This is a genomic window from Streptomyces sp. NPDC088725 (assembly GCF_044751305.1).
Taxonomy (GTDB): Bacteria; Actinomycetota; Actinomycetes; order Streptomycetales; family Streptomycetaceae; genus Streptomyces.
The window spans coordinates 71,671-95,583 of sequence record NZ_JBIVLO010000010.1; the positions used below are offsets into that span (position 1 = coordinate 71,671).

The 23,913-nt window shown below is 70.4% G+C and carries 21 protein-coding genes and 1 pseudogene; 7 read left to right on the forward strand and 15 right to left on the reverse strand.

The window, feature by feature from the left end; all coding sequences use genetic code 11:
• Positions 1-18 precede the first annotated feature (18 nt).
• The 3 genes from ACIP6N_RS23720 to ACIP6N_RS23730 form a co-directional block, all read right to left on the reverse strand.
• The gene (locus ACIP6N_RS23720; RefSeq protein WP_401818830.1) at positions 19-1,248 is read right to left on the reverse strand and encodes a cytochrome P450; all 1,230 of its coding nucleotides are present in this window, start codon (positions 1,246-1,248) and stop codon (positions 19-21) included.
• Between the two features lie 207 nt (positions 1,249-1,455).
• Complete coding sequence (locus ACIP6N_RS23725; protein WP_401818485.1) at positions 1,456-1,656, reverse strand: ferredoxin; 201 nt, start codon at positions 1,654-1,656, stop codon at positions 1,456-1,458.
• A gap of 104 nt (positions 1,657-1,760) precedes the next feature.
• Positions 1,761-3,218 carry an MFS transporter gene (locus ACIP6N_RS23730; protein ID WP_401818488.1) on the reverse strand — a complete coding sequence of 486 codons (1,458 nt, stop codon included), beginning with the start codon at positions 3,216-3,218 and terminating at the stop codon, positions 1,761-1,763.
• A gap of 159 nt (positions 3,219-3,377) precedes the next feature.
• Here ACIP6N_RS23730 and ACIP6N_RS23735 point away from each other — a divergent pair, with 159 nt between their 5' ends.
• Complete coding sequence (locus tag ACIP6N_RS23735) at positions 3,378-3,839, forward strand: MarR family winged helix-turn-helix transcriptional regulator (RefSeq protein WP_401818490.1); 462 nt, start codon at positions 3,378-3,380, stop codon at positions 3,837-3,839.
• Between the two features lie 165 nt (positions 3,840-4,004).
• On the opposite strand, the gene ACIP6N_RS23740 is transcribed toward ACIP6N_RS23735, so the two are convergent.
• The 9 genes from ACIP6N_RS23740 to ACIP6N_RS23780 all read right to left on the reverse strand — a co-directional run bounded on the left by ACIP6N_RS23740 (position 4,005) and on the right by ACIP6N_RS23780 (position 14,367).
• Positions 4,005-5,372: an aldehyde dehydrogenase family protein gene (locus tag ACIP6N_RS23740; protein WP_401818492.1), complete on the reverse strand. Its 1,368-nt coding sequence runs from the start codon at positions 5,370-5,372 to the stop codon at positions 4,005-4,007.
• A gap of 105 nt (positions 5,373-5,477) precedes the next feature.
• Positions 5,478-7,256, reverse strand: coding sequence for an asparagine synthetase B family protein (locus tag ACIP6N_RS23745; protein ID WP_401818494.1), 1,779 nt, complete (start codon positions 7,254-7,256; stop codon positions 5,478-5,480).
• Positions 7,257-7,379: 123 nt separating this feature from the next.
• The gene (locus tag ACIP6N_RS23750; RefSeq protein WP_401818496.1) at positions 7,380-7,892 is read right to left on the reverse strand and encodes a hypothetical protein; all 513 of its coding nucleotides are present in this window, start codon (positions 7,890-7,892) and stop codon (positions 7,380-7,382) included.
• The gene (locus tag ACIP6N_RS23755; RefSeq protein WP_401818497.1) at positions 7,858-8,817 is read right to left on the reverse strand and encodes a hypothetical protein; all 960 of its coding nucleotides are present in this window, start codon (positions 8,815-8,817) and stop codon (positions 7,858-7,860) included. The genes ACIP6N_RS23750 and ACIP6N_RS23755 overlap by 35 nt, the downstream gene beginning before the upstream one ends.
• Positions 8,814-9,833: a hypothetical protein gene (locus ACIP6N_RS23760; RefSeq protein WP_401818499.1), complete on the reverse strand. Its 1,020-nt coding sequence runs from the start codon at positions 9,831-9,833 to the stop codon at positions 8,814-8,816. The genes ACIP6N_RS23755 and ACIP6N_RS23760 overlap by 4 nt, the downstream gene beginning before the upstream one ends.
• Entirely contained in the window at positions 9,830-10,522 is a 693-nt protein-coding gene (locus ACIP6N_RS23765; protein WP_401818502.1) for a cupin domain-containing protein, read from the reverse strand. Before ACIP6N_RS23765 ends, ACIP6N_RS23760 begins: the two co-directional genes overlap by 4 nt.
• A gap of 273 nt (positions 10,523-10,795) precedes the next feature.
• Entirely contained in the window at positions 10,796-11,566 is a 771-nt protein-coding gene (locus ACIP6N_RS23770; protein WP_401818504.1) for a DUF1801 domain-containing protein, read from the reverse strand.
• A gap of 76 nt (positions 11,567-11,642) precedes the next feature.
• Positions 11,643-12,887 (reverse strand): amidohydrolase family protein, encoded by a 1,245-nt coding sequence (locus ACIP6N_RS23775; RefSeq protein ID WP_401818506.1) that lies wholly within the window; start codon positions 12,885-12,887, stop codon positions 11,643-11,645.
• A gap of 1 nt (position 12,888) precedes the next feature.
• A complete protein-coding gene (locus ACIP6N_RS23780) occupies positions 12,889-14,367 on the reverse strand; it encodes a glutamate--cysteine ligase (protein ID WP_401818508.1) in 1,479 nt (492 codons plus the stop codon).
• Positions 14,368-14,574: 207 nt separating this feature from the next.
• Here ACIP6N_RS23780 and ACIP6N_RS23785 point away from each other — a divergent pair.
• Both ACIP6N_RS23785 and ACIP6N_RS23790 read left to right on the forward strand, forming a co-directional pair.
• Positions 14,575-15,159: pseudogene (locus tag ACIP6N_RS23785) on the forward strand (polysaccharide deacetylase family protein); the annotation flags it as partial.
• A 166-nt stretch (positions 15,160-15,325) separates the two neighbouring features.
• Positions 15,326-16,225, forward strand: coding sequence for a pyridoxal phosphate-dependent decarboxylase family protein (locus ACIP6N_RS23790; RefSeq protein ID WP_401818511.1), 900 nt, complete (start codon positions 15,326-15,328; stop codon positions 16,223-16,225).
• A 25-nt stretch (positions 16,226-16,250) separates the two neighbouring features.
• Here the strand turns inward: ACIP6N_RS23790 and ACIP6N_RS23795 are convergent, their stop codons facing one another.
• The 3 genes from ACIP6N_RS23795 to ACIP6N_RS23805 form a co-directional block, all read right to left on the reverse strand.
• Positions 16,251-17,339 (reverse strand): SagB family peptide dehydrogenase, encoded by a 1,089-nt coding sequence (locus ACIP6N_RS23795; protein WP_401818514.1) that lies wholly within the window; start codon positions 17,337-17,339, stop codon positions 16,251-16,253.
• 33 nt (positions 17,340-17,372) lie between these two features.
• The gene (locus ACIP6N_RS23800; RefSeq protein WP_401818517.1) at positions 17,373-18,665 is read right to left on the reverse strand and encodes a YcaO-like family protein; all 1,293 of its coding nucleotides are present in this window, start codon (positions 18,663-18,665) and stop codon (positions 17,373-17,375) included.
• A gap of 934 nt (positions 18,666-19,599) precedes the next feature.
• Positions 19,600-19,743, reverse strand: coding sequence for an azolemycin family RiPP peptide (locus ACIP6N_RS23805; protein ID WP_401818520.1), 144 nt, complete (start codon positions 19,741-19,743; stop codon positions 19,600-19,602).
• A 502-nt stretch (positions 19,744-20,245) separates the two neighbouring features.
• On the opposite strand from ACIP6N_RS23805, the gene ACIP6N_RS23810 reads away from it, so the two are divergent.
• The 4 genes from ACIP6N_RS23810 to dhaK all read left to right on the forward strand — a co-directional run bounded on the left by ACIP6N_RS23810 (position 20,246) and on the right by dhaK (position 23,739).
• On the forward strand, positions 20,246-21,106 hold the full coding sequence (locus tag ACIP6N_RS23810) for a class II fructose-bisphosphate aldolase (protein ID WP_401818522.1): 861 nt from the start codon (positions 20,246-20,248) through the stop codon (positions 21,104-21,106).
• Between the two features lie 4 nt (positions 21,107-21,110).
• Positions 21,111-21,905, forward strand: coding sequence for an HAD-IA family hydrolase (locus ACIP6N_RS23815; protein ID WP_401818524.1), 795 nt, complete (start codon positions 21,111-21,113; stop codon positions 21,903-21,905).
• 23 nt (positions 21,906-21,928) lie between these two features.
• Complete coding sequence (dhaL, locus tag ACIP6N_RS23820; RefSeq protein WP_401818526.1) at positions 21,929-22,585, forward strand: dihydroxyacetone kinase subunit DhaL; 657 nt, start codon at positions 21,929-21,931, stop codon at positions 22,583-22,585.
• 158 nt (positions 22,586-22,743) lie between these two features.
• Positions 22,744-23,739, forward strand: a complete 996-nt coding sequence (dhaK, locus tag ACIP6N_RS23825) for a dihydroxyacetone kinase subunit DhaK (protein WP_401818529.1) — start codon at positions 22,744-22,746, stop codon at positions 23,737-23,739.
• Positions 23,740-23,913 lie beyond the last annotated feature (174 nt).

Sequence of the window (23,913 nt, forward strand, 5' to 3'; positions counted from 1 at the left end):
CTGGGCGGGAAGGTGCTTCTACCAGGTGACGGGAAGCTCGTGGAGGCCGTAGATGACCGCGTCGTACTTGAAGGGAACCTGTTCCAGGTCTGTCGCCACACTCAGAGTGGGGATGCGGCGGAAGAGGGTGGGATAGATCACCTGGAGTTCCATCCTCGCCAGGGGCTGACCGACGCAGTGGTGTGCCCCCGCGCCGAACGCCTGGTGCCGGCGGGCGTCGCGGGTGAGGTCCAGGCGGTCGGGGTCGGGAAAGACGGCGGGGTCCCGGTTGGCCAGCTCCCCGAGCAGGATCACGCCCTCTCCGGCACGGATGGTCCGGCCGGCGACCTCGATGTCCTCCAGGGCCGTCCTGCGGCGCCCGAGGTGCACGATGGAGAGGTAGCGCAGCAATTCCTCCACGGCTGCGACGATCACCCTGGGATCGTCGGTGTCGCGGATGCGGGCGGCCTCGTCGGGGTGCTGGAGAAGCAGCAGCGTGCCCAGGCTGATCATGTTCGCGGTGGTCTCGTGGCCGCCGAGCAGCAGCAACACGCCCATCGCGGTGGCCTCACGCCGGGTCAGCTCGCCCGCTTTGATCTGCTCGCCGAGCCGGGACAGGAGGTCGTCGCCGGGCGTGGCGAGCTTCTGGCCGACCAGGTCGTCGAGGTAGTCGGCCAGGTTGGTGTGGGCGGCTTGGCGCACCTCGGCGGCCGCGGTCGCGGAGACGATGTTCTTGCTGTTGGTCTGGAAGAACTCGTGGTCCTCGTAAGGCACTCCGAGCAGTTCGGAGATCACCAGGGAGGGGATCGGCAGCGCCAGCGCCTGGACGAGGTCGGCGGGCTTCGGCCCGGCGAGCATGCGGTCGATGAAATCGTCCGTCATCTTCTGGACCACGGGCCGCAGCGCCTCGACGCGTTTGATGGTGAACGTGCCGCTGACCATACGGCGCAGCCGGGCGTGCTCGGGATCGTCCAGCCCGACGAAACTCAGGTCCGTTCCCCCTCCGTGGCTGTGGGCAACGGGGCTCGGGTAGCCGGGATGGGAGAAATCCACGCTCAGCCGGGGGTCGGAGAGCAGGGTCTTCTGCTCGGCGTGGCTGGTCACCACCCAGGGGGTGGTGTCACCCCAGGAGCGGACCCGGCCCACCGGACCGAGCCGCGTGAGGTCGCGCAGCTCCGGCGACGGGTCGAAGGGACAGACCGAGGAGCGGGGCTGGGGGAACCGGGGCATCTCGGCCGGGTCGGTGGTGGCGTCGGGCACGGTGGTCATCTGCGTCATCCAATGCTCAGTGGGGGAGCGGAAGCGCGAGCGCGCTTCCGCCGTCGTGCGGGATGGGTGCGCGGTGTACGGGCGTGCGGGGTAAGGGCGTTCGGGGTACGAACGCGCGGGGACGGCGCGCGGGCCTGTTCGGGCACGCGTGGGTCCGTCACGCGTGGCGGACCGTGCGGCCGGCTGTCCGACCGCTCTCGGGTCCGCTCACGCGTCGTCGCCGAGGTGGATGGCGGCAGCCGGGCAGACGGCTGCGGATTCCCGTGCGGCCGCGTGGTGTTCCTGCGGCGGTGCGGTGTCGAGCAGGATGACGATGCCGTCCTCGTCGCGCTGGTCGAACACTTCGGGCGCGATCAGAACACACTGACCGGCTCCGCAGCACTTGTCCTCGTCCACGGTGATCTTCATGGTGTGCTTCTCTCCAGGTGGGGGATTGTTCCGGAGTGGTGAACCGGCCGGTCGATCGCGTCGATCGACCGGCCGGGCAAGCGGTACCGGCAGAGAGACGCTGGTCAGGCCTCGACCGCGGACTTCTCGGATTTCAGGGGCCCGGAAGTCTTTGCCGCGCCGGTCGCGATGGTGCGCACGGCGGGGATGAGGGCCGCGATCGCGGCGGAGACCACGGCGAGACCGCAGCCGATCAGCAGGCCGGTGCGGAAGCCGTTCTCGGAGGTGAGGCTGTGGCCGCCGAAGTCGACGGTCATCTGGGAGAGAACCAGGCCGATCACGGCCGCGCCGATCGAGGTGCCGAGCGAGCGCATGAGGGTGTTGAAACTGTTCGCCGCGGCCGTCTCCGAGAGCGGGACGGAACTCATGATGAGCGCCGGCATGGAGCCGTAGGCGAGGCCCACACCACTGTTGATCACCATGATCGCCACCATGATTCCCCAGACGGATCCCATCAGCGCGAGGGACAGCCCGTAGCCCGCGGCGATGACCAGCACGCCGCTGAGGAGGGTGACCTTCGGGCCGGAGGCGTTGGTCAGTTTGCCGCCGAGCGGGGAGACGATCATCATCATCACGCCACCGGGCGCCATCCACAGACCGGACGCGAGGATCGACTGTCCGAGGCCGTAACCGGTGGCTTCGGGGAACTGCAGCAGCTGCGGCACCACCAGCATGCTGGCGTACATCGCGAAACCGACGAAGATCGAGGCGATGTTGGTCAGCAGCACCCGGGGGCGGGCCGTGGTGCGCAGGTCGACCAGGGGGTCGGTGGTACGGAGTTCCCACGCGCCCCAGGTGACCAGGAGCACGACGGCGGCGGCGAACAGGCCGAGCGTGGTCCCCGAACCCCAGCCCCAGTCCGCTCCCTTGGATATCGCGAGCAGCAGAGCGACCAGCCCGGCGCCGAGGCCGAGCGCACCCGGTGTGTCGAAGCGCTGCCCCTTGGCACTGGCCGGCACGCTCGGGATCAGGAACCAGATCATCAGCGCGATCACGGTGGCCAGCACGGCGGAACCCCAGAAGAGCACCCGCCAGTTCGCGTACTGCGCGACGGCCGCGGCGATCGGCAGGCCGAGGCCGCCGCCGATGCCCATGGACGCGCTCACCAGCGCGATGGAGGAGCTGAGCTTCTCGGCGGGAACGACGTCGCGCAGCAGGGCTATGCCCAGCGGCACCATGCCCATTCCCATGCCCTGGAGGCCGCGTCCGACGATCATCGGGACGACGGAGGACGAGAGAGCGCACACCACCGAACCCGCGATCAGCGGCACAGAGCACACGAGGAGCATGGTGCGCTTGCCGATCAGGTCGCCCAGGCGGCCGACGACAGGGACGCAGACGGCCGCCACGAGCAGGGTGGTGGTGATCACCCAGGTGGCGTTCGACGAGGTGGTGTGCAGGATCTGCGGCAGCTCCGCGATCAGTGGCGTGACCAGCGTCTGCATGATCGCCGCCGTGGTGCCGGCGAACGCCAGCGTGGCGACCACACCACCCGAGCGGGAGGTGGGCTGTGGGGCGTCCATGAAAGGGACTCCTAGGGCTGTCCGATCGGATGAAACGATGTGCATCGTACACGTCTTGTGTATCGCGCACTGTACGTGCACGATGCACATTCATGGAACTGGAGTCGGGGCCGCCCGGACGTGGTGCGACAATGACCGGGAGGAAAGGCAGGAGGCGGCATGCGCAGTTTTGGGGCGACGCACGAGGTCGAGTACGAGCAGATGCTGCTCAGCCGGTACTCGTCCCTGATGCAGGGCGCCGGGCGCCGCAAGGACGGACTGCTGGAGCGCAGCGCCTACATTCTGCTCAGCCGTATCCGCTTGCAGGGACCGATGTCGATCGGCGAACTCAGCGACGCCTTCGGACTCGACGTCTCCACCCTGAACCGGCAGACGGCCGCCGCGATGCGCGCCGGACTCGTGGAGCGCATCCCGGACCCGGACGGTGGGGTGGCCCGCAAGTTCCGCATCACCGACGAGGGCGCACGCGTGCTCGACGAGGAGCGGGAGGGCATCGTCCGCTCCCTGGACGAGGTGATGGCCGGCTGGTCGGAGGAGGACATCGCGGCCTTCGCCGGCTATCTGAAGCGGTTCAACACCGACATCGAACGGCTCGGGGGCAGGCCCTGGCCCCGGCGGTAGAAGCCGGACAGACCGGCGGACCCCGCGCGGGGCCGGTGCGGTGGTCCGGTGGGCCGGTTCCCGTGCTGCGGCAGTTCCGTGTGACGGTCCCAGAGCTGGTCCCGCGCGGCAGTTCCGTGTTGCGGTCCCGGTGCCGGGCCGCTGGGTGACGGTCCCTGTGACGGTTCAGCGGAAGCGGGGAGCCAGCCGTACCCGTGCCGTGATCGTCTTCGGCCGCTGGTACTCGTTCAGGGCCAGCGTGCTGAGGTCCGTGCCGTGGCCCGAGGAGCCCCGGCCGCCGTGCGGCAGCTCGGCCGTCTGGACGAGGTGACAGTTCAGCCAGGCCTCGCCCGCGTTCAAGCGGCCCGCCAGCTCGAGTCCCGTCGGCAGGTCCCGCGTCCATACGCTCGCGGCGAGCGCCTGCGGTACACCGTTGGCCAGGGCGACGGCATGCTCGACGCTGTCCGCCGCCTGCACGGTCAGCAGCGGGCCGAACACCTCCTCCCGCACCGCCGGGTCGTCGTCCGGCAGCTCCGCGAGGACACGTGCCGGGCGCCAGAAGCCGCCCTCCTCGCCGTCACCGGGAGTGGACGGGCCGGTCTCCGACACCTTCGCGGCGGAGGCGGCCACGAGCCGGTCGTACCGCGCCGCCTGGTCGGCGTTGTTGAGCGGGCCGAAGTCACGGCCCGCGTCCAGCTGCCGCATCGCGTCGGTGAGCTGGGCCACGGCGGCGTCCCAGTTCTCCCGGAGCGTGATCACCCGCGCCGGGACGGCGCAGCTCTGTCCGGCGTTGTACGTGGCAGCCGCCGCCAGCTCCGTCCAGGTCTCCTCGGGGGCGTCGGGCAGCACCAGGACAGGGCTGTTCCCGCCCAGCTCCAGGCTCACGCGCCGGGTTCCCGCGCGCGACGCCACCTCGGCGCCGGCCGCAGCGCTGCCCGTGAAGGCGATCATGTCCACCGCACTCGCCACCAGCAGCCGGCCGGTCTCGCGGTCGCCGGTCAGCGTGCTCAGCACGGCCGCGCCCAGCGCCTGATCCGCGTGTTCGGCGAGCAGTGTCAGCGAGTCGGGGGTCGTCTCGGCCGGCTTGACCACGACGGTGTTCCCGGCCGCGAGAGCGGGCGCACAGCGCCAGGCGGCCATCATCATCGGGTAGTTCCACGGGACGACGACACCGGCGACGCCGATCGGCTCCCAGCGGACCCAGCTCTCGTGCCCCTCGACGTAACCGCCCGAGGCGGGCGCGGCCTGTGTACGCGCGGCCCAGGCGTAGAAGCGGAACAGGTCCGCCGCGTTCGCCACTTCGCCGACCGCCTCCGCGGCGGGCTTGCCGGTCCCCGCCGACTCGCGCGCCGCGTACGCGTCGGCGTGCTCCTCGATCAGCCCGGCCAGGCGGTCGAGCCGCCGGGATCGGTCTGCCGGAGTCAGGGCCCGCCAGCCGTCGAAGGCCGCGCGGGCGGCGCCGACCGCGGCCAGGACCTGCGGCTCGCGTGAGACGGTCGTGCTGCCGCGGGTCCGGCCGGTGCGCGGATCGATGAGCGGGATCGAATGCAACAACTGGTCCTCCATCAGGCCGGGTTCACGGTCCGGGCACTGGCTGAGCCAGGTCTGGATCGCCGGATCGCGTCAGGAATGGCTCGGGGCAGGTGAGTTCGGGCCGGTTCACGTCACGTCGTAGGCACGGAGCCACAGTTCCAGGGTGAGGAGCAGCCACAGCTTGCCCCCCTGGCGCGGCAGCAGTGTGCCCTCCCCGCGCATCCACGCGCGGACGGTGTCCTGCCGGAACAGGCCACGGGCGCGGGCCTCGCGGCCCAGCAGCAGTTCGCCCGCCAGCTCGCGCAGCGGTCCGCCGAGCCACTGCTGCACCGGCACCCGCATGCCGCTCTTCGGCCGGTCGACGACAGTGCCGGGCAACAGGTCCCGTACGGCCTCCTTCAGCACCCACTTCTCCACGGCGCCGTTCAGCTTCAGGCGCGGCGGGGTGGCGAAGGCATGATCGATCACATGGCGGTCGAAAAGCGGGGACCTGCCCTGAACGGCCTGGGAGGCGGTGAGCCGTTCGACCTTGGTGAGAATGTGGTGGGCGCCCTTGGTGCGCAGGTTGCAGTGGAGCAACTGGTTCAGCAGGCTCGTCATCACGGCCCCTCCTCCGCCGGGCGGCGCCTGGCCCAGATAAGGGGCGACGAACCGCTCCGGCCGGGGCGCGGTGCCGAGCGCGGCCAGCGCGTCGGCGGTCAGGAGATCCGGCAGGTCGGTGTAGCACTTGCGGTACGAGCGGAGGTACGCGGTCTCGCGGGAGTCCCCGCCGTCCGGGCGGGCCGACTCCGCCAGGTCGTCGCGGTGCATCTCCTGGACCAGCATCGGCAGGTTCTTCGGGCCGCCGAACACCGGGTCGCCGCCCTCCCCGTTGAGCACGACCCGCAGTCCGTCGCCCGCCACGGCCTCCGCGAGCATCAGATTCGGCACGGTCAGCGGATCGCCCACCGGGCTGTCGAGCAGCGACGCCGCCTCCGCCAGCCGCGCGGCCACGGCCTCACCCGAGACCGTCAACACCCGGTGGCGGGTGTGACAGTGGGCGGCGACGAGCCCCGAGTAGCCCAGCTCATTGGGGAGTTCGTCGCCGAAGCTGATGGAGTACGTGTGCACGGGTCCCGTGTGCAGTTTGGCGGCGAGCGCGGTCACCAGAGAGCTGTCGACTCCACCGGACAGCAGCACACCCGCGGCCCCGGCCTCCGGCAGCTGCCGCGCCGTCGCCTCCTCCAGCAGCTCACGCAGTCGCAGCGCGTACGTCCCCGGCGTCGCACCGGCGGCATCGATCCGTTCCTCGGGCTCCCAGTAGCGCTCCTCCGTGACGCCTCCGTCCGCGGTGAGCCGCAGACAGCGGCCGGGCAGCACCTCGCGCACACCGTGCAGCAGCGTCTCCTCACCGGGCAGGTAGGCGAAAGTCAGGAAGGAGCGTACGGCGGCCAGTTCGAGGCCCGTCCCGAGCGCGGGCCACCCGCGCAGAGCGCGGAGCGAGGTCGAGGCGGCCCAAGTGTGCCCGGCCCGGGCGTAGAAGAGCGTCCTGGCCCCCACATGGTCTCGGATCAGGACGAGTTGACCCGCGTCCAGCACGGCCAGCGCGAACATGCCCTCGGCCGCCCGGATCCCGGCCGGACCGAGCCGTACCCAGCAGCGCAACAGCAGTTCACCGTCCGGGCAGTCCGGCTCGGCGGGGGCACCGGCGCCGGCGAGCGCGGCCAGCAGTTCGGGCCGGTTGTGCAGGGTGACCTCGCCGACGGCGGTGCGCCCGTACGCGGTGAACGGACCGGTCGCGTGCCCGGGTTCGTCCGGGATCAGCGCCACGCCCGGGGTGTCCGCCCGTACCGCGCCGCCCATCGCCGCGAGATGGTCGTACGACCGCTCGGGGGTCACCGCCAGACAGGCGCAGAAACGTGCCATCGTCCGCTCTCCCTCATGTACTTGCGTCCGGTTCCGCACCCGGGCGGGGCCGGTGTGTCCGTATCGGTCTCGCGCCCCGGTTGGGCCGGTGTGTCCGATCCGCGGCCGGTGCGTCCGTGTGTGTCAGCCGAAGTCGTCGTCGCTCCAGCCGCCGTCGTTGTCGCCCCAGTCCCCGTCCCAGTCGCCGCTGTCCGTAGAGCCCCCGATGCCACCCGAGGAGGTCTGGGCGGCCGCCTGGCTGCGCAGTTCCTCCTCTTCCTCGGGAGTGAGACCGACCGGCGGAAGCTGTGCGGCGGTCAGCGCACCGAGGGTGACCAGGCCGAGTCCGGCCAGTACCGCTCCCACACGCCCGCCGAACGTCGTCCGGTTGACGAGGACCGTCTCGCCGCGGCCCCAGACCGTACGGCCGTAACCGATGTCCCGGCCGTAGACCACGGTGCCGTCCGCGTACCTCCGTTTGACGATCCGCTGCCCGAGCGGTTCGTCGGTGCCGGACGCGCCCTGGTTGTCGTGCCAGCGCACGACGGGGCCGGTGTCCCGCCTGCGCCACTCCTCGCGCCCGTCCCCGTACCGGCGGTGCACACTGCCGTCGGCGAGCAGGTCATCTCTGTACGGGATTTCGCGTGGCCGGTTCATCGCCTCGTGAGCCTCTTGTCGTCGGGTCGCCCGGATTGGTCACCGGCCAGGTCAGGAAGCCCGTGGTGCGCAGTTCACGCAGGCCGCTCCAGAGGGAGTGGCTCGGCGTTCGCGTACCGCGCACCACGCGCAGGACCGTACGCAGCAGCCGCGCGGGAGCCACGGCCTCCACCTCGGCGAAGCGGCCTCCCGCGAGCCAGTCGCGCTCGCGGGGTTCGATTCCGGCGGGCAGGATGTCAAGGGCCGCGCCGGGGCCGGGGGCGCGGCCGGAGATCAGGTGCAGGGCCGCCGCGTGCCGGGGGACGAGCCCCATCGACACGACGCGCACGCCGGGCAGCTCACCGCGTACCCGGGCGGTGAGCGCGATCCCGGACACACTCGCGTCGTGCAGGACGTGCACGGTGGCGCCTTCGACCTTGCCGAGACCGGCCACCAGCCGTGGGTCCAGCGGCAGCCGGTCCGCTGCGAACACCGGGCAGGCGGCCTCCAGATGCACGTCATTGGCGAGCAGCATGCGGGCCACGGCGCGGCTCTGGCAGATCAGCATCCGGGGCAGCCCGTAGTCGTAGAGGTCGGCCTCGCGCGGCTCGCGGAGCGTCCGCCGCTCCAGAGGCACGGGGCCCGGGAGCGGGCCGAGCAGCCCGGCGACGGGGCCGTGGCGGATCAGCGCCGCCGCGAACCGCTCGTACCGTACGGGCGGGGCCGGCGTGACCGGTATCCCGCGCGGGACGGCGCGCGGCGGGCGCAGAACGCGGCACGTCTCGAAGTAGAGCTGGCGTTCGGTGAAGCGGATCCGTCCGGGCGTACCGGCACGGGCGACGGCGGTGACGAGCGTGCGGTCGAGGGCGCGGTCCAGCAGCCGGGCTGCGGCGCCTCGTCCGGCGGGCGGCGAATCGCCATGCCGAGAGGCGCTGTTCGCGCTCAACGGTCCTCCTCGCCGGGCCAGGTGAGGAAACCGACGGCCTCGGCCCTGCGCCGGTCGGCCGGGGCGGTGACGCGCTCAAGGACCCGGGTGACGGCGGTGAGGAGTTTGCGGGGCGGCAGGCCCAGGAGAGGAGCGGACCAGCCCTTGGCCAGCCAGGTCAGCTCGAGGGCGGTGAGCCCGCCGCTCTCGCGCAGTCCCTGGACGGTTTCCTGAGCGGGTGCGGGGCCGCGGACCGCCAGTGCGCGCTTGTTGTTCATGGCTGCGCGCGGCGGCAGGCCCGCGTCCACGACGCGGCGGCCGGGCAGCGACGCCCTGACGCGCGAGGCGAGTCGGCAGCCCGCCGGGTCGGCGTCGTGCAGCACGACGACCGGTACCCCGGGCGGCAGCTGTCCGGGGTCGGTCGCGAGGAAGACCCCGTACCGGCGCGGCACGTCGTTGGCCGCCAGGAAGGTGGCGACGCCGTGGTCCTGGCAGAGCAGCGCGGCCTGTGGCCCGCTGGGCTGAGTGACGGCCGGGGGCCCGCTGTCGTCCACGACGCCGGGCGGGAGCGCGTCGTACACCTGTAGCCAGCGGCTCATTGTCCTGCCGCGGAAAACACCGACCGTGACCGGTACTTTCGCCCGCCGGCCGGCCACGAACATCGGCACCGCCACCAGGAGAGACAGCCCGATGAGCCCGGCCCCGACGGCCGCGAGCGCCGGGACGCCGCCGGAGGACGCGCCGATGGCTAACAGCACCGAGCCGAGGGACAGCCCGGGGACCAGACAACCGAGGGCGCCCGCACGGCCGTTGCCCGACCACATGGCCTTGCGGGCGAGCGCGCCCCACAACTGCCCGACGGTGACGGTGATCTGGCCTTCGGCGGTGAGTTTCTGGCTGAGCTTGCGGACGCGCAGGTCACTCAGTCTCAGCGCGTCGGTCTTCGGATCGAAGGCGAAAGCACGCCGGCACTTGCCGCAGACGCGTCCGGTCCGCTCGCGCTGGAGTACGTTCTGTGAGCAGTGCGGGCAGATCATCGTGGTCCCTCCAGGACGGCCGCCGCGCGGCGCAGCCCGGCGGCGAGGCGCTCCCGTACGGAGACGGCGCCAACGCCCCTGACCCGCTGGCCGCGTTCGATGCCGCGGAGCGCCGCGGCGAGCGGACCGTAGTCCGTGACCGCGGGCCGGGCCGGACCGACGCCGCTGCCGCTGTCCGGCGCTGGCCGGGCCGCGGCGCGGCGCTCGGCCTCGTCGGCGGTGATCGCGTAGTCCTCGTGGTCGATACCGAAGCCGGTGTTCGCGGCGAGGATGTTCAGCGGCCGCGCGCCCCGGTTGGCGAAGGAGTGCGGCATCATCTCCGGGATGCGGATCATGGCCCCGGGGAAGAGCCGGACCTCGGTGACGCGGCGGCGCCGCTCGTCGTAGAGACCGCACGCCGCGTGGCCGAGGCTGAGCACGATGTGCTCGCCGCCGTGCGCGTGCGGGGTGAACGCGCTGCGCGGGCCGACGACTCCGAGCTTGACCGTGGCGTTGGACGGCCGTTCCGGCGAAGTCTTGGCGTCACCGACGAGGTAGTGGGCGAACTGGCCGTCGTCGATGAAGCGCAAGAACTCCTCACGCGGGCCCAGCAGCCGGGCGCCCTCACGGTCCGCGAAGTGCACACTGCCGTCGGGACGGAGATGGAAGAGCTCTACGCCGTAGGGCAGTTCGCGTGCCAGCCGTTCCATCGCACGCAGCCCAGGACCACGTGACGGCCCTTGTGAGGCCGGTGGCCGGCCGCCGGCCGGATGTGCGCCAGGACCGTCATTCTCATCGGACATCAACGCCCCCCATCGCGCTGTCGACCACGATCGCATCGTAGGAGCACATCCGGGAACACCCGGAGCGGCGAAAAGGCGGAAAGGTGACGCCCGGCCGAACACTGGGGGCGCTCCCGGGAGGCGCGTACATCAGCGGGCGACCGTCCCGAAGGCCGGCAAGGGAGTGCGCTCGACCAGCGGCTACGGATGCGTGTCGGTGCCCAGGGCGGCGCGGGCGAAGGCGCGCAGTTCGTCATCGGGGATGGAAGCCGCGTCACCGGGACGCAGACGGATGGTTCCCTTGCTCGTGGTGAGCGCGGGGTGGCGGGAGGCGAAACCGGCATCGCGGCCCAGCCAGCCGTACAGCGACAGTCCGTGTTTCCACACGCCCACGTGGAGCCGGCGCTTACCGACCGTGTACGTCGGCATTCTGTACGAGAGGCTCATGACCGCTTCCGGGTGGGCTTCGAGGATCAGCCGGTGTATGCGGTCGAACAGCGGGCGGTGCTCGGCGGCGATGCCGTCGATGTAGGCCCGCAGTTCCTCGTCCATCCTTCCATTGTGCTTCCGGCGCGCCGGGTCCGCGCGGTCGAAGGGCGGCGGCTGCCCGGATCTCATCACCAGGTCACATATCCGGCACCGGTCGCGCCCGGGGCCTGGCGGACCGGCGTGGATCGGCCTCGTGTCCCGGCTGGGACCTGCGAGGCCGGTGTACCGCCGATGGCCGGGGCGTCGCGGGTCCGGGCCGCAGAGCCGTGCCTGCGCGGGCGGCGCGACCATGGCCTCGGACTGATTCGCGCGGCGGAGCGCGTCGGCCACGAATCCGCCGGCTTTCGGCTCCTCGACCAGTTTCCGGAGGAACAGGACAGTCTCGGGCCGTCGAGTCACGATTGCCCCCACCGCCTGCTGGATCTGCATGAACCGGCCCTCGATCAGCCGGACTTCGGGATGTGTCGCGACGAACTCGGTCATCTGCTCCCTGATTCCGGCCGCGACATCCAGCCCTTGAGCGCGGAACTCGTCGGGCGCGCCAGGGTGTATGCCGGTCTCAGCGGCGGACTGTGTTGTTCTGCGCGGGGTGCGGGCAGCTGTGGCCGCCCTGCATGACGTAGCTGACGCGGCCCGTCGCGTTGATGTCCTGGAACGGGTCGCCCCGCAGGGCGACCAGATCGGCCGTCGTTCCCGGTGCGATGCGGCCGAGTTCGGGGCGGTCCAGTAGTTCAGCGGCCGTGCTGGTCGCCGCACGGAGGGCGCGTACGGGGGAGAGGCCGTTCGCGACCAGGGTCGGGAACTCCCTCCAGCTCTCGGTGTACGGGAACATCCCGGCGTCCGTGCCGAAGGCGATTTTTGTGTCGGTGCGGGCCGGTCGGCGCAGACCCTCCTCCAGGTCCTGTGCGAAATGCCGGTAGGCGCGGCGCATCTTGGGTGGTTGGCCTGCCCAGAGGAGGTCCTCGTCCAGCCGTTCCAGGAAGTACGTCTGCGCGTACTGGGTCGGCACCAGATACGTGCCGTTCTCTTCCATGAATGCGTACGCCAACGGCGTTGCCAGGCAGGCGTGTTCGATGCTGCGTACGCCTGCGCGGATCGCCCGGGTGATGGACTCGTCGTCGAAGGCATGGGCGGCGCACGGGAGATGGAGGTCTCTTGCGGTGGAGACCAGCGTGTCCATCTCCAGCTGTGAGTAGGCGGTGTCGTCGGGTTTGTCCACCGGAGAGGAGAAGCCTCCACTGCCGACGAACTTGATCCAGTCCGCTCCGGCCCGCGCCTGTCGGCGTACGGCGCGGCGCAGTTCGTCCGGGCCGTCGGCGACCGTGCCGATTTCCGTGCCGTAACGTTCCGCGAGCGCGGGCGACTTGTCGGCATGGCCTCCGCGCGGAGAGAGGATGTTGGGCGCCACGAGCATGCGCGGGCCGCGTACGAGACCTTCGTGCACAGCGCTTCGCAGTGCCGTGTTGAGCGGCTGGTCCGCGCCTCCGAGGTCACGGACGGTGGTGAACCCGGCGGCCAGCAGGCCCCTCAGCACGGGCAGGGCCCTCAGGGTCTGGTAGGCGGCCGGCGCGGTGTCCAGCCGTTCGTCCAGAACGTGCACATGGCAGTCGATGAAGCCGGGCACCAGTGTGCAACCCGGCAGGCCGATGACGTCCGCGTCCACCGGCAGCGGGGGCGCGGCGCTCATCTCCGCCACCCGGCCGTCACGCACCAGTACGGAAACCCCGTCGGCCGGAGCCTCGGAGCTGCCGTCCCACAGCCGGTCCGGGCGCAGCCACGTGTCTCGGTGCGGCGTTCTCGGCATGTCATCCCCTCCGGGCGGGGATCCCCCAGGTATGCACGGGCTCGTGTGACGCGCTCACCTGTGTGTAGGCGTCGGTGAGCCGGCACAGCGCGGTACGCCGGTCGGCGCGCTCCTCCAGGGCTTGCAGCGCGCGCAGTTGCCACACGGATCCGGTCTGCCCGGTGCTGACGCGGCCGGCCACCACCCACAGCAGTTCTTCCGCTTCCCCGGCGTCGACTCCGGCGGATATCAGGCCTTCGGCGGCGAGCGGCAGCAGCCGGGGGATCAACTCGGCGGCGCTGCTCCAGGCCAGTCCGGTCTGGTCGGCCGAAGGCCAGCAGAGCCGGGCTTCGAGGCCGGAGCGTGCGGCGCGGTAGAAGTTCTCCCGGGCTGTCTCGAACGCCATGGTGGTGCGGATGTCATTCGGCTGCCGGGACAGGTACAGGGTCAGCCCCAGCAGGAAAGCGGAGTTGGCGGCCATGTCGATGGAGGTCGGACCGCTGGGCAGCGCGCGGAACTCGATACGGACGTGGCCGTCCGGGTCGTACACCGGACGGTTCCAGGTCCACACCGTGCCCTGGTGCAGGCGCAGTTCTTCCAGCCAGGGAGCGCCGGACGTCCTGTGATGGGCCGGTTCCCGCGCGGACAGCACCGGAAGCAGGACCTCGTGGTCGCGGACAGCGTCCTCGAACAGCCGCACCACACCACCGTCCAGCCAGTGGCTGCCGAACGACGCCCGCACAGGACCCGCGGCTGCGGCGGCACGGTCGCCGAAGCCCTGCTCGTACATCGGGATGCGCGTCTCGTGCCAGAGCCGGCGGCCCAGGAGCAGTGGTGAGTTCCCCGCTGCCGCGAGTACGGGCCCCGTCGCGAGCTGGGCCGCGTTGTAGGCGCGGGTGAACTCCGCGGGTGTCACGACCAGATGGAGCTGCCAGGAAGAGGTGGCGCCCTGCACCGCTATGGAGTCGGCCATCAGTGTGCAGGGCTCGTCGCCGTCGAAGACGAGAAGGTACGGCGTGCCCCGGCGCCGGGCCAGCGCGTTCTCTATGTGGTGGAACCGGCCGCGCGGGGTCAGCGCCGAACGGCGCAGATCGGACGGTACGAGCGTGGGCAGGGTGCCGATCAGCACCGGTCTCGCTCCGTGGGAGCCGGCCGCCCTACCGACGGCTTCCAGCAGCGTGTCGGTCTCGGCGCGCATGGCGGTGAAGGGACGTCCCCGAAGCTCCACCGGCGTCAGATTCGCTTCAAGGTTGAACTGGTCCACTTCCAGCGCGATGCGACGGTCCGAGACAGTCCTGCGGACGCGCTCGTTGAGTGCCGCGGGCCGGCCGTCCGCGGTCATGAGGAACATTTCCAGTTCCGCGCCGACGCTGGTCTCCGACTGACCGAAACCCGGAACGGCCAATGCCTTGTGCAATGCTCCTACGGAGTCTTCCAGGCGTTCACGGAAGAGGGAGTAGTCGGCCTCGTCGAAGGTCTCCTGCTCGATTTCCAAACCCATGCTCGGCTCCTTGATGGAGGACTGGCCCGGCAATCTTTCCAGGCGTGCACGCCGGCTACCCGAGTTTATGCGGTCCGGCCGATTCATGTCGTCCGGCCGAGTTCGCCGCTGATTCCGAGTCCGTCACTGATGCCGCGCCCGTGCCGCCGACCGTACAGATGCGTCGCGAGGCAGATGGGCCGACACTGAAACAGAAAGGGTTCCGCCATGCCCACGAACTCGCGGAATTGGTGTTTCCATGGTGAACCGAACGGCAGGTGGCGACATTTCCGAGAGGGAGAGACCGGCCCTGATCAGCCCTGGCGCTGGCCGGAAGAGAAGTGGCGGAGCGTTGCCGCACACGTGGGTGCGGGGCGCGGAGCGGGTCTGTCCTGTTGGCCGGACGGAATATCTGTTGCCGTCGCCACAAGCTTTGATGTCGACAACGAAACAGCGCCCTTCTGTCTGAAATCAACATCTCCCGGCTATATTTCGCAGGCGCAGTGCGGGAACCGTGTCGGCCTGGCTGACGTTCTGTCAACGCTGAAGGAATACGGAGTCCCCTCCTCCTTCTTCATTCCCGCGGTATCCGTGCAACTGCATCCGGAAGCGATCGGCGAGATCCAGGCGCAGGGCCAAGAGATCGGGATGCACGGATGGATCCACGAGCGGTGCAGTGAACTCTCCGAGGCGGAGGAATACGCCCTGGCCGAACGCAGCGTCGGCGTGCTCCAGCGGTACGCGGGCGTCAGGCCCCGGGGCATGCGCACGCCCTGGTGGGACTACACGAACCGCACGCTGCCCCTCGCGCGGCACCTGGATCTGCTGTACGACTCCTCATGGTGGCGACGTATCGTGAATCGTTCGGCGCCGCGCCGATCCCATATCGCCGATCCCATATTTCGCTGGGCGTTTCCGGACGACGTCATACGGAAGCCCCTGCTGGAGAAGTACTTCACCATCATGGTCGACTATATGTTTGAGCGTCCTGGTCGGCGAACACACGCATGTCTCGGTCCTGCGCGGTCTGCGACTACTGGGCCCCGGTGGCCAGATCAGCTGGGTCGACGCCGACGACGACGGCCGTATGAACGCGTATCACCTGTCCGAACTGGCCGCTCGCGCGCCCGGCGGACTCATCGTGTGCGGGCAGGCCGGCTCCACCGACTGCGGCTCGGTCGACCCTCTCGCCGAGATCGCCGCCATCACCCACGCACACGGCGGCTGGCTCCATCTGGACGCCGCCTTCGGCATGTGGGCCGCCGCCTCGCCCGCGCTGCGCCCCCGGTTGAACGGCCTGGAACGGGCGGATTCCTGGGCCTGCGACGGCCACAAGTGGCTGAACACGCCCTACGACTGCGGGATGGCCCTCTGCGCACGCCCGGCAGCCCTCCACGAAGCGGTGGGCTTCAGCGCCGACTACCTGCACACCACCGAGCGCGAGGGCCGCGATCCGATGGACCACCGGGTGGAGATCTCGCAGCGCGCCCGCGCGCTGACCCTGTGGGCGATCCTCCATCACTTGGGGCATGACGGGATCGCCACCATGATCGAACGTAACTGCGCCACGGCCCGCGAGGTCGCCCGCCGCCTCACGCGGGAACCGGGCATCCGTCTGCTCGCGCCCGTGACCCTCAATCAGGTCCTGCTGCACGTCGGCGACGAGATCGACACACGGCAGATGGTGGACACACTCAACAGCAGCGGTTCGTGCTGGGTGACCATCACCACCTGGCACGGTCACGCCGCGGTACGTGTCTCCGTGTCCAACTGGCAGAGCGGCAGCGAAAGCGCCGAGACCACCGCCGCCTTCATCCGGGCTCATCGCCATCCCACGGGCGGCGCGCCCCTGGAGCAGACACGCACGCCCGCGAAATGACCCCCCGCCCTGAGCGCGGCCACGCTCAGGGCGGGGGCCCGGCCTGGGGGAGGGGTACCAGGCCGGGGGCTGTGGGCGGGTCCGTGGGCAGACCCAGGGCCAGGCTGCCCACGTGGATCAGCCTGGCCCGGTGCCGTTCGAGAAACGGCGCGGCCACGGGTGCCTCCATCGCGCCGGTCAGACAGGACGCGAGCCCCAGATCGGTCGCGGTGAGGCACATGGTCTGCATCAGGCAGCCGGTGTCGCGGTAGACCAGGCTCAGCGACATCCCCTCGTACTTCCATGTGGTGCGGTCGGCGCAGGAGGCCAGATAGATCCCGGCGGGCGGTGCCTCCGTCATCGCGGCGGCGTCGACAACGGTTCTGCGCTGCAGCGCGGCCAGTTCGTCCGTCCAGGAGGAGAGCCGGTGCAGGGTGTGGCCGAACGGGTCGTAGTGATACGCCCCGGCCGTCAGCCCCGCCACCTCGCGCGCCAGCAGGTACACCTCCAGGCTGTGCCGTCCGCCGCCGGACGGCGCGGCGCGCTGGGTCTGTTGACATGCGCGCGGGGGAAGGTAGCCGCGCACCCGCGCGGTCCGGTCGAGGAACGCGCCGACCAGCGGCAGCGGCACGGGGGACGGGGCGAACGCACGGACACTGCGCCGCTCGGCCAGCACGTCCGCCAGCGGGCGGCTCGGCGCGTCGCGGCCGTCGGGGAGCGCGACGACGCCGGTGGCCTCGGGGTGGCTGAAGCGGGCGGACGGCGGGGACCCGCGCCGGGCGCCCGGCAGAGGCCCCTTCCCGGCCTGGGCGTGCACGGCGAGTTCGTACGGAGTCCAGCCGTCGCCGCCGGAAGCCGTCGCCGCGTCTTTGCCGTCCGGCTCGCACCGCCGTACGATCCCGGCCGCGGCAAGCCGCTCCAGGAGCGCGCCCGTCTCCCCGGCGTTGGCGGATTCCGGCCAGCGGTGGTGCAGTTCCTCCCCGGTCAAGGGGCGGTCGAGGTGGTGGAGCAGGCCGACGAGCACCGGTTTGGCGGCGAACTTGCGCCAGCGGCGGCAGTCGACGAGCACCGGTCCCGCACCCTCGTCCCACTCCAGCAGCAGGTCGGGGTTGCGCCGGTAGAGATGGCCGGTCATGGATTCTCTCCCGTCACTCGTCGTACAGGGTCGTCAGAGGAAGGGCAGGGGAAGCGGATTCAGCTCGTCCTCGGCGAGGCCGCTCGCGCGCAGACCCATGGCGACCGGGGCCTCGAACACCCGGGGGCCGCCCCGCCGGTGGAAGTCGCTGCGCAGGGTGAGCGGACACAGCCCCGGCACCACGGTCCTGACCACCGAGACCCCGCACTCGGCCACATCGACGGGCGTGATGTCGACGGTGAGCGTCTCGTACCCCTGGGCGGCCAGTCGCCGTACCGCCTCTTCCACGTCCGCGCGGAGCCCGGCGGACGGCCTGGCGCGCGGGACCGAACGCAGCGGTCCCTCGTCCCAGAACGCCAGATGCCGCTGACGGTCGGGAGCGCAGTAGTAGAGGCAGAATTCGCTGAGGGCACTCAACACGTCGTCGGGGCCCGGGACTTTTTCCTCTTCGAGCCAGATGCCCGCCCCCGTTCTGCACAGGCGCGCCTCTTCCAGCGCGCCGAGGAGCGCCGCGTGCGGGTCGAGGTCGGCGCGTGCGGCGTGGACGACCACCGGCCGGTCGGCGGTGCCTTCGGTGAAGCGGACGGCCACGGCCGGAATACCGAGATCCGTGGTGAGGTCCTTGCAGGTGACCGCGGCACCCTCCGCGGTGACCCGGTCGATGATGCGCCGGGCCGGACCGTCCTGCAGACGCGCGAGATCCAGACTGGGCAGAGTGAGTCTGTTCTCCCAGAAGACGAGCGTCGAGTCACGCTCGACGATCTCCATCAGGCCGCCGAACACGGCGTGGTGGTAGGTACTTCCGGCGGCCAGGCCGGTGGAGATGGGATCGAACCAGGGGGTGTGGCCGCGGGGGAAGCGATAGGGCAGGTACACCGCGCAGGCCGGAACGTACCGCGTCCGGCCGGTGGTCAGGGAGTGGCCGCGGACCCAGTCGATCTCCGCGTCCGGATCGAAGGGGCCCAAACGGGGCTGCTCGGCGTACTCCTTGGCGGAACCGAGCGGGAGGGTGCGCGGGTCCACGGCCTCGTCGCCGAGCGCGGCGAAGGTGGCGCGGACCAGCCGGTCCGGATCGTAGACGCCCGCGGCGTAACGCTCCATGGTCTCCCCGACGGCGCAGACCCGGGCACCGGTCGGATCGCTCTTGACCGCTCCGCCGCGCGCTTCCGCCTCCACCGGGGAGAACCAGGTCGTGGTGATCGACCCGGCGGTGCGCGCGTACGTGGTGCTGCCCGGGCCGCCGTCGCCCTCGTCCACCCGCAGCTCGGGCACGAGGCCGGTCAGCGGGTCGACAGCACCCCGCATCTGTTCCCAACTGGCGTGCATGTCCACGGTGTCCGCCCCGGCCCTCGTGGGCGGGACGACGGCCTTGGCGCAGCTGGGGCAGTGCGGCGTGTGGAACAGCGCGTGGCCCGTGCGCTCCAGCGAATGGTGGTCGATCTCGGTCAGGACGGCGGGCTCGGTGCGGGGGGGCCGAGGTCAGGGTGGCGAGGACTTCGTGGGCGAGGACGCCGGCAGCGATCGCGGTGGTGGGCCATGCCTCGCTCTCCGCCGCGCCGAGCAGTACGTCGAGCGGCAGATCGGCGACCGGCTGCCAGGTGTGGTTGGCACGGATACGCCGTACGAGACAGACGGGGCAGGCGGTGTCGGGCGGGGTGAGGGTGGCGAAGAGCAGGCGCGTCGGCGTGCTCAGGTACGTCACCAGCGGGGTGCCCCTGGTCAGTGAGAGCCCGGCCCAGCGCTGAAGCTCGGGCTCGGGCAGGTCGAGCGGCAGCAGGACCGCGTTCGCCTCGGCGTGCCGCTCGGGAGGCACGGTCCGCACGCCGGCCCGGCTCAGGTGCGCGGCGGCTTCCGTCGCCGGCAGCCCGTCACCGGCCATGGCGACCGCGAGGTCGCCGCGCTCCTGCTCCCGCCCGTAGAGGGGGTGGTGGCGCTGTCCGTCGCCGGGACGGGCCAGGCCCCGGGTGCGCATCCCTTCCACGACACGGTCCGGTACGGCGTCGAGCGTGAGAAGACCGTTCTCCGCGTGGCGCGGGGCCGGCAGCCGGGCCGGTACGCGGAGCGTCCCCGTACTCGCGCAGATGTACAGATGATCGCCGCGGGTGACGAGCCGCACGTCGCGCCGGGGGGTCAGCGAATCGGAGCGGGGGGTGGCCGGGTCCGGGCTCGTTTCCAATTCTGTTCGCCTTCATGAGCAGTGGTCGGGTACGGGGGGAGAAGCGGCTCCCGGTGCTGGCGCTGCCAGGAGCCGCTCCGGGTGCTACTCGGCGGATTCGGCCTCGAACTCGGTCGCAGCGGAGAAGCAGCTGTGACCGGCGAAAGCCTTCTCCGATTCCGGAACCGACATTTCCTCGAAGAGTTCATCGCTTTCGAACATGGCGGTGCCCTTTCTCTGAAACTCCATTACTGGAGGTTCCTGCGGATTTCCGAAGTGCGCCGATGCCCTGGTTTCATGGAGGGCGGCGGCGCTTTTTCAGTACAGGGCACGTTCGAATACTTGGTCAAGAAGAATCCGGAAATTGCTCAAGAATTCTTATTCTGCAATTGTATGACGGTTGATATTGGCCTATGGCAGTGCGCCGTGGTGCGTGGAAAGCGAGACGGCTGCCGGGGCCGCGCCCGCCCCGGGCCCGCGCGCATCGGATCCCGGCGCGCGCCTGACTCCTCGCGTACCGGGCTCCCGTACGCCCGGAAAGGCGCGCGGCCCGGCTGTCCCGGCGGCCCGTGTCCCTGACGGCCCAGCGGAGCCCTCTACGCCTGTTGGCCCAGTGCGCGCCGGGGATTCGGCCGGGCCGGAGCACCGATGCCGTACGGGTCCTTCCGCCCGCACGGCGCCACGTTGGAGTGGCGGCGCCTGTCCGGCTGGCGTCGAATGGGGTTGGGCGAGACCGAACTCTGGAGGCAACGTGTCTGTCGTACCGCTGGCCGACATCCTGTCTGACGCTTTCGACAAGCGTTACGGCGTGCCGGCCGTCAACGTGTTCAACGATCTCACCCTGGAGGCGGTACTCGCCGCCGCCGTGGAAAACGCGTCACCGCTGATCGTGCAGACCTCCGTCAAGACGGTGAAATCGATCGGCAGCGATGTGCTCTATGCGATGTGGACGTCGATGACGGCGGGCATCGACGTGCCAGTCACGCTCCACCTGGACCACTGCCCGGAGCGTGAGGTCATCACCGAGTGTCTGCGGCAGGGCTGGAACTCGGTTCTCTTCGACGCCTCCCGGCTGCCGGTGGAGGAGAACACCCGGCAGACGGTCGAAGTGGTCGCGGAGGCGCGCGGGTACGGGGCCCATGTCGAGGGCGAGATCGAGTCCATCACCGGGGTCGAGGACGGGATCGGCAGCGACAGTACGGCCGCACAGCAGGACCTGGACGTCGCTCTGGACTTTCTCAGGACCACGCGGGTCGACGTCTTCGCGCCGGCGATCGGCAACGCCCACGGATCGTACAAGCAGGCGCCGGTGCTCGATGCCCAGCGCGTCTCCGACATCGTGGCGGCGTATCCGCTGCCGATCGCGCTCCACGGGGGCAGTGGCCTTTCCGACGAGCAGTTCCGCGACCTCATCTCCCGCGGGTGCGCGAAGGTCAACATCTCGACCGCTCTCAAAGAGACGTACATGAAGTCGAGCCTGGCCTTTCTCCAGGCGACGGAGAAGAAGCAGAAGTGGGACCCTCCGTCGCTCTTCCGGTCCGTGCGCCAGGACGTCATCGAGATGACCGGCTCGCTCATGACGCTGTTCGGCAGCGCCGGACGGGTGGGGTGACACCGTGCCCGCCCTCATTTTCGACTGCGACGGTGTACTCGCCGACACCGAGCGCTACGGGCATCTGCCCGCGTTCAACCGGACCTTCGAGGAGTTCGGCCTCCCGGTGCGCTGGAGCGACGACGAGTACGCGCGGAAGGTGAAGGTGGGCGGCGGAAAGGAGCGCATGAAGACGCTGCTCACTCCCGAGTTCGTCGCCGAGGCGGGCCTGCCCACCGACGCGGACGCGCTCGACGAGCAGGTGGCCCGGTGGCACCGGCGCAAGACCGAGATCTACACCGGGATCATCGCGAGCGGGGCCATTCCGCCCCGGCCGGGTGTACGGCGCACGGCCGAGGAGGCCGATGACGCGGGCTGGGCACTGGCCGTCGCCTCCACATCGGCGGAGCCGTCCGTACGCAGTGTGCTCGAACTGGCCGCGGGATCCGAACTGGCCGCGCGTTTCAGTGTGTTCGCCGGAGACATCGTCCCGCACAAAAAGCCCGCTCCGGACATCTACACCTTCTCCTTGGGCCGGCTCGGGCTCGATCCCGCGGATGTCGTCGTGATCGAGGACAGCCGCAACGGGATGCTGGCGGCGCTCGGTGCCGGGCTGGCATGCGCGGTCACGACCAGCGCGTACACCGGTCAGGAGGACTTCACCGGAGCGTCGTTGGTGGTGACCTCACTCGGCGAGCCGGAGCCGCGGGAAACAGTTACAGAGGTACTGAGCGATCCGCTCGGCCTGGACCCGCGTCCGTTCGTACGTCTCGCGGACTTCGAATCCCTGCTCGCCGCCTCCGCCGCCGGGCCCAACTGACGTCACGCCAGTCAGGAGAGACCATGTCACCGTCATCGACAACACCCAGTGACCTCGAGTTCGTCGTCAGGACGATCGCCCGGACCGCTGTCGACAACGAACGAGAGTTCAGCGAACTCGACGCCGTCGCGGGGGACGGGGACTTCGGATACTCGCTCGCGCGGGGGTTCGAAATCGTCCTGGCCGACTGGGACACTCTCGACCGCAGTTCGCCTTCGGAGTTCCTGAAGAAGGTCGCGCTGGTGATCTCCAAGCGGGTGGGCGGGACGTCGGGACCGCTGTGGGGAACCGCCTTTCTCAGGGCCGCCGGAGCGGTCAAGGACAAGACGGACCTGAACGGCGCGGACGCCGTCGCGATGCTGCGTGCGGCGGCCGAGGGCATCAAGACACGAGGCAAGTCCGATCTCGGTGACAAGACACTGCTGGACGCGCTGATCCCGATGACCGACGCGCTGGAGAAGCAACTCCACGAGGGTGACCCGGCGGTCGGCCCCGCCGAACTCGCCGTCGTCGCCGCCTCGACAGCCCGTGGGGCGGCGGACGAGACCACCGGGATGCAGGCGATGCGCGGCCGTCAGAGCTACACGGGGGAGCGCAGCATCGGTTCGCCGGATCCGGGCGCGGTGGCGATCGCGGTCATGGCGGAACGCGTCGCCGCCGACTGGTCCGCGCGCGACTGACCACACGCCGAGCGTCAAGCACGCGCCGACCGCGCGGGAGAGACCGTACACACGACCGACCGGCGGACCGGCCGGCCACCGGTCGGCTTGCGTACCACCGGCCATCTGTGCCCCTGCCCCGTGGAGCCCCCTCAACGACGAGACCCTGGAGCGACGTCATGAAGAAGTTCGTCAACGACCCGAAGGACTACGTCTCGGAGATGTTGCAGGGACTGGCCCTGGCCAACCCGGACACGCTTCGGTACGTCCCCGAGTACAACCTGATCATTCGTGTCGACGCGCCTCGGGAGAACAAGGTCTCCATCGTTCAGGGTTCGGGATCCGGACACGAGCCCGCTCACGTCATGACCGTCGGCAAGGGAATGCTCGACGCCGCGTGTCCCGGAGACGTCTTCTCCGCGCCACCGGCCGACTACGTCTACGAGGCGGTCAAGTTGGTCGCGTCACCCAAGGGCGTCCTGCTTCTGGTGAACAACTACACAGGTGACCGGATGGCCTTCGAGATGGCGGAAGAACTCTCGCAGGCCGACGGGATCACCGTCCGCACGCTGTTCATCGACGACGACGTGTCCGTGCAGGACTCGACCTACACGGTCGGCCGCCGCGGAGTGGCCGGCAACTTCTTCGTGATGAAGGCCGTCGGCGCGGCCGCCGAACGCGGCGCGGACCTCGACGAGGTGCACCGGATCGGCGAGAAGGTGAACTCCGTCACCCGCACCATGGGGATGGCCCTCACCGCGTGCACCCCGCCGGCCAAGGGCTCGCCGCTGTTCGAACTGCCGGACGACGAGGTCGAGATGGGCGTCGGCATCCACGGCGAGCCGGGCCGGCGCCGACAGAAGATCCAGCCCGCGGACACACTGGTGCGCGAACTCCTCACCGCCGTGGTCGAAGACCTGCCGTACACCACGGGTGACCGGGTCGCGCTGATGGTCAACGGACTCGGCGGCACACCGATCAGCGAGCTGTACCTGGTCTACGGACTGGCTCACAAGCAGCTGGTGGAACGCGGCATCGAGATCCGGCACAGTTATGTGGGGGAGTACTGCACCTCGCTCGACATGGCCGGCGCTTCGATCACCCTGGTCCGGCTGGACGACGAGATCTCCGACCTCCTCGCGGAGCCCGCGCAGATCCCGAACCACGTCTTCTGACGGGCTTCCTGCCCCCGGCAGTTCACGTCCGGGGCCCACGAAGTCCCCATGCCCGGCGACGTATTCGGCCACGCCGCCGGGCGTCTCTCCATGACCAGTCCGCCGGGCAGGGCCTGCCGCGGGCACTGTTTCTGCTCGGTCGACAGCACGTTGGAGCGGCCCGCCGAGAGGCGC

Excerpts from the sequence above, each read along its gene's own strand:
- ACIP6N_RS23720 (WP_401818830.1), bottom strand. The coding sequence starts at position 1,248 with ATGACCACCGTGCCCGACGCCACCACCGACCCGGCCGAGATGCCCCGG.
- ACIP6N_RS23725 (WP_401818485.1), bottom strand. The coding sequence starts at position 1,656 with ATGAAGATCACCGTGGACGAGGACAAGTGCTGCGGAGCCGGTCAGTGT.
- ACIP6N_RS23730 (WP_401818488.1), bottom strand. The coding sequence starts at position 3,218 with ATGGACGCCCCACAGCCCACCTCCCGCTCGGGTGGTGTGGTCGCCACG.
- ACIP6N_RS23735 (WP_401818490.1), top strand. The coding sequence starts at position 3,378 with ATGCGCAGTTTTGGGGCGACGCACGAGGTCGAGTACGAGCAGATGCTG.
- ACIP6N_RS23745 (WP_401818494.1), bottom strand. The coding sequence starts at position 7,256 with ATGGCACGTTTCTGCGCCTGTCTGGCGGTGACCCCCGAGCGGTCGTAC.
- ACIP6N_RS23750 (WP_401818496.1), bottom strand. The coding sequence starts at position 7,892 with ATGAACCGGCCACGCGAAATCCCGTACAGAGATGACCTGCTCGCCGAC.
- ACIP6N_RS23760 (WP_401818499.1), bottom strand. The coding sequence starts at position 9,833 with ATGATCTGCCCGCACTGCTCACAGAACGTACTCCAGCGCGAGCGGACC.
- ACIP6N_RS23765 (WP_401818502.1), bottom strand. The coding sequence starts at position 10,522 with ATGGAACGGCTGGCACGCGAACTGCCCTACGGCGTAGAGCTCTTCCAT.
- ACIP6N_RS23770 (WP_401818504.1), bottom strand. The coding sequence starts at position 11,566 with ATGACCGAGTTCGTCGCGACACATCCCGAAGTCCGGCTGATCGAGGGC.
- ACIP6N_RS23775 (WP_401818506.1), bottom strand. The coding sequence starts at position 12,887 with ATGCCGAGAACGCCGCACCGAGACACGTGGCTGCGCCCGGACCGGCTG.
- ACIP6N_RS23780 (WP_401818508.1), bottom strand. The coding sequence starts at position 14,367 with ATGGGTTTGGAAATCGAGCAGGAGACCTTCGACGAGGCCGACTACTCC.
- ACIP6N_RS23795 (WP_401818514.1), bottom strand. The coding sequence starts at position 17,339 with ATGACCGGCCATCTCTACCGGCGCAACCCCGACCTGCTGCTGGAGTGG.
- ACIP6N_RS23800 (WP_401818517.1), bottom strand. The coding sequence starts at position 18,665 with ATGCACGCCAGTTGGGAACAGATGCGGGGTGCTGTCGACCCGCTGACC.
- ACIP6N_RS23805 (WP_401818520.1), bottom strand. The coding sequence starts at position 19,743 with ATGGAGTTTCAGAGAAAGGGCACCGCCATGTTCGAAAGCGATGAACTC.
- dhaL (WP_401818526.1), top strand. The coding sequence starts at position 21,929 with ATGTCACCGTCATCGACAACACCCAGTGACCTCGAGTTCGTCGTCAGG.
- dhaK (WP_401818529.1), top strand. The coding sequence starts at position 22,744 with ATGAAGAAGTTCGTCAACGACCCGAAGGACTACGTCTCGGAGATGTTG.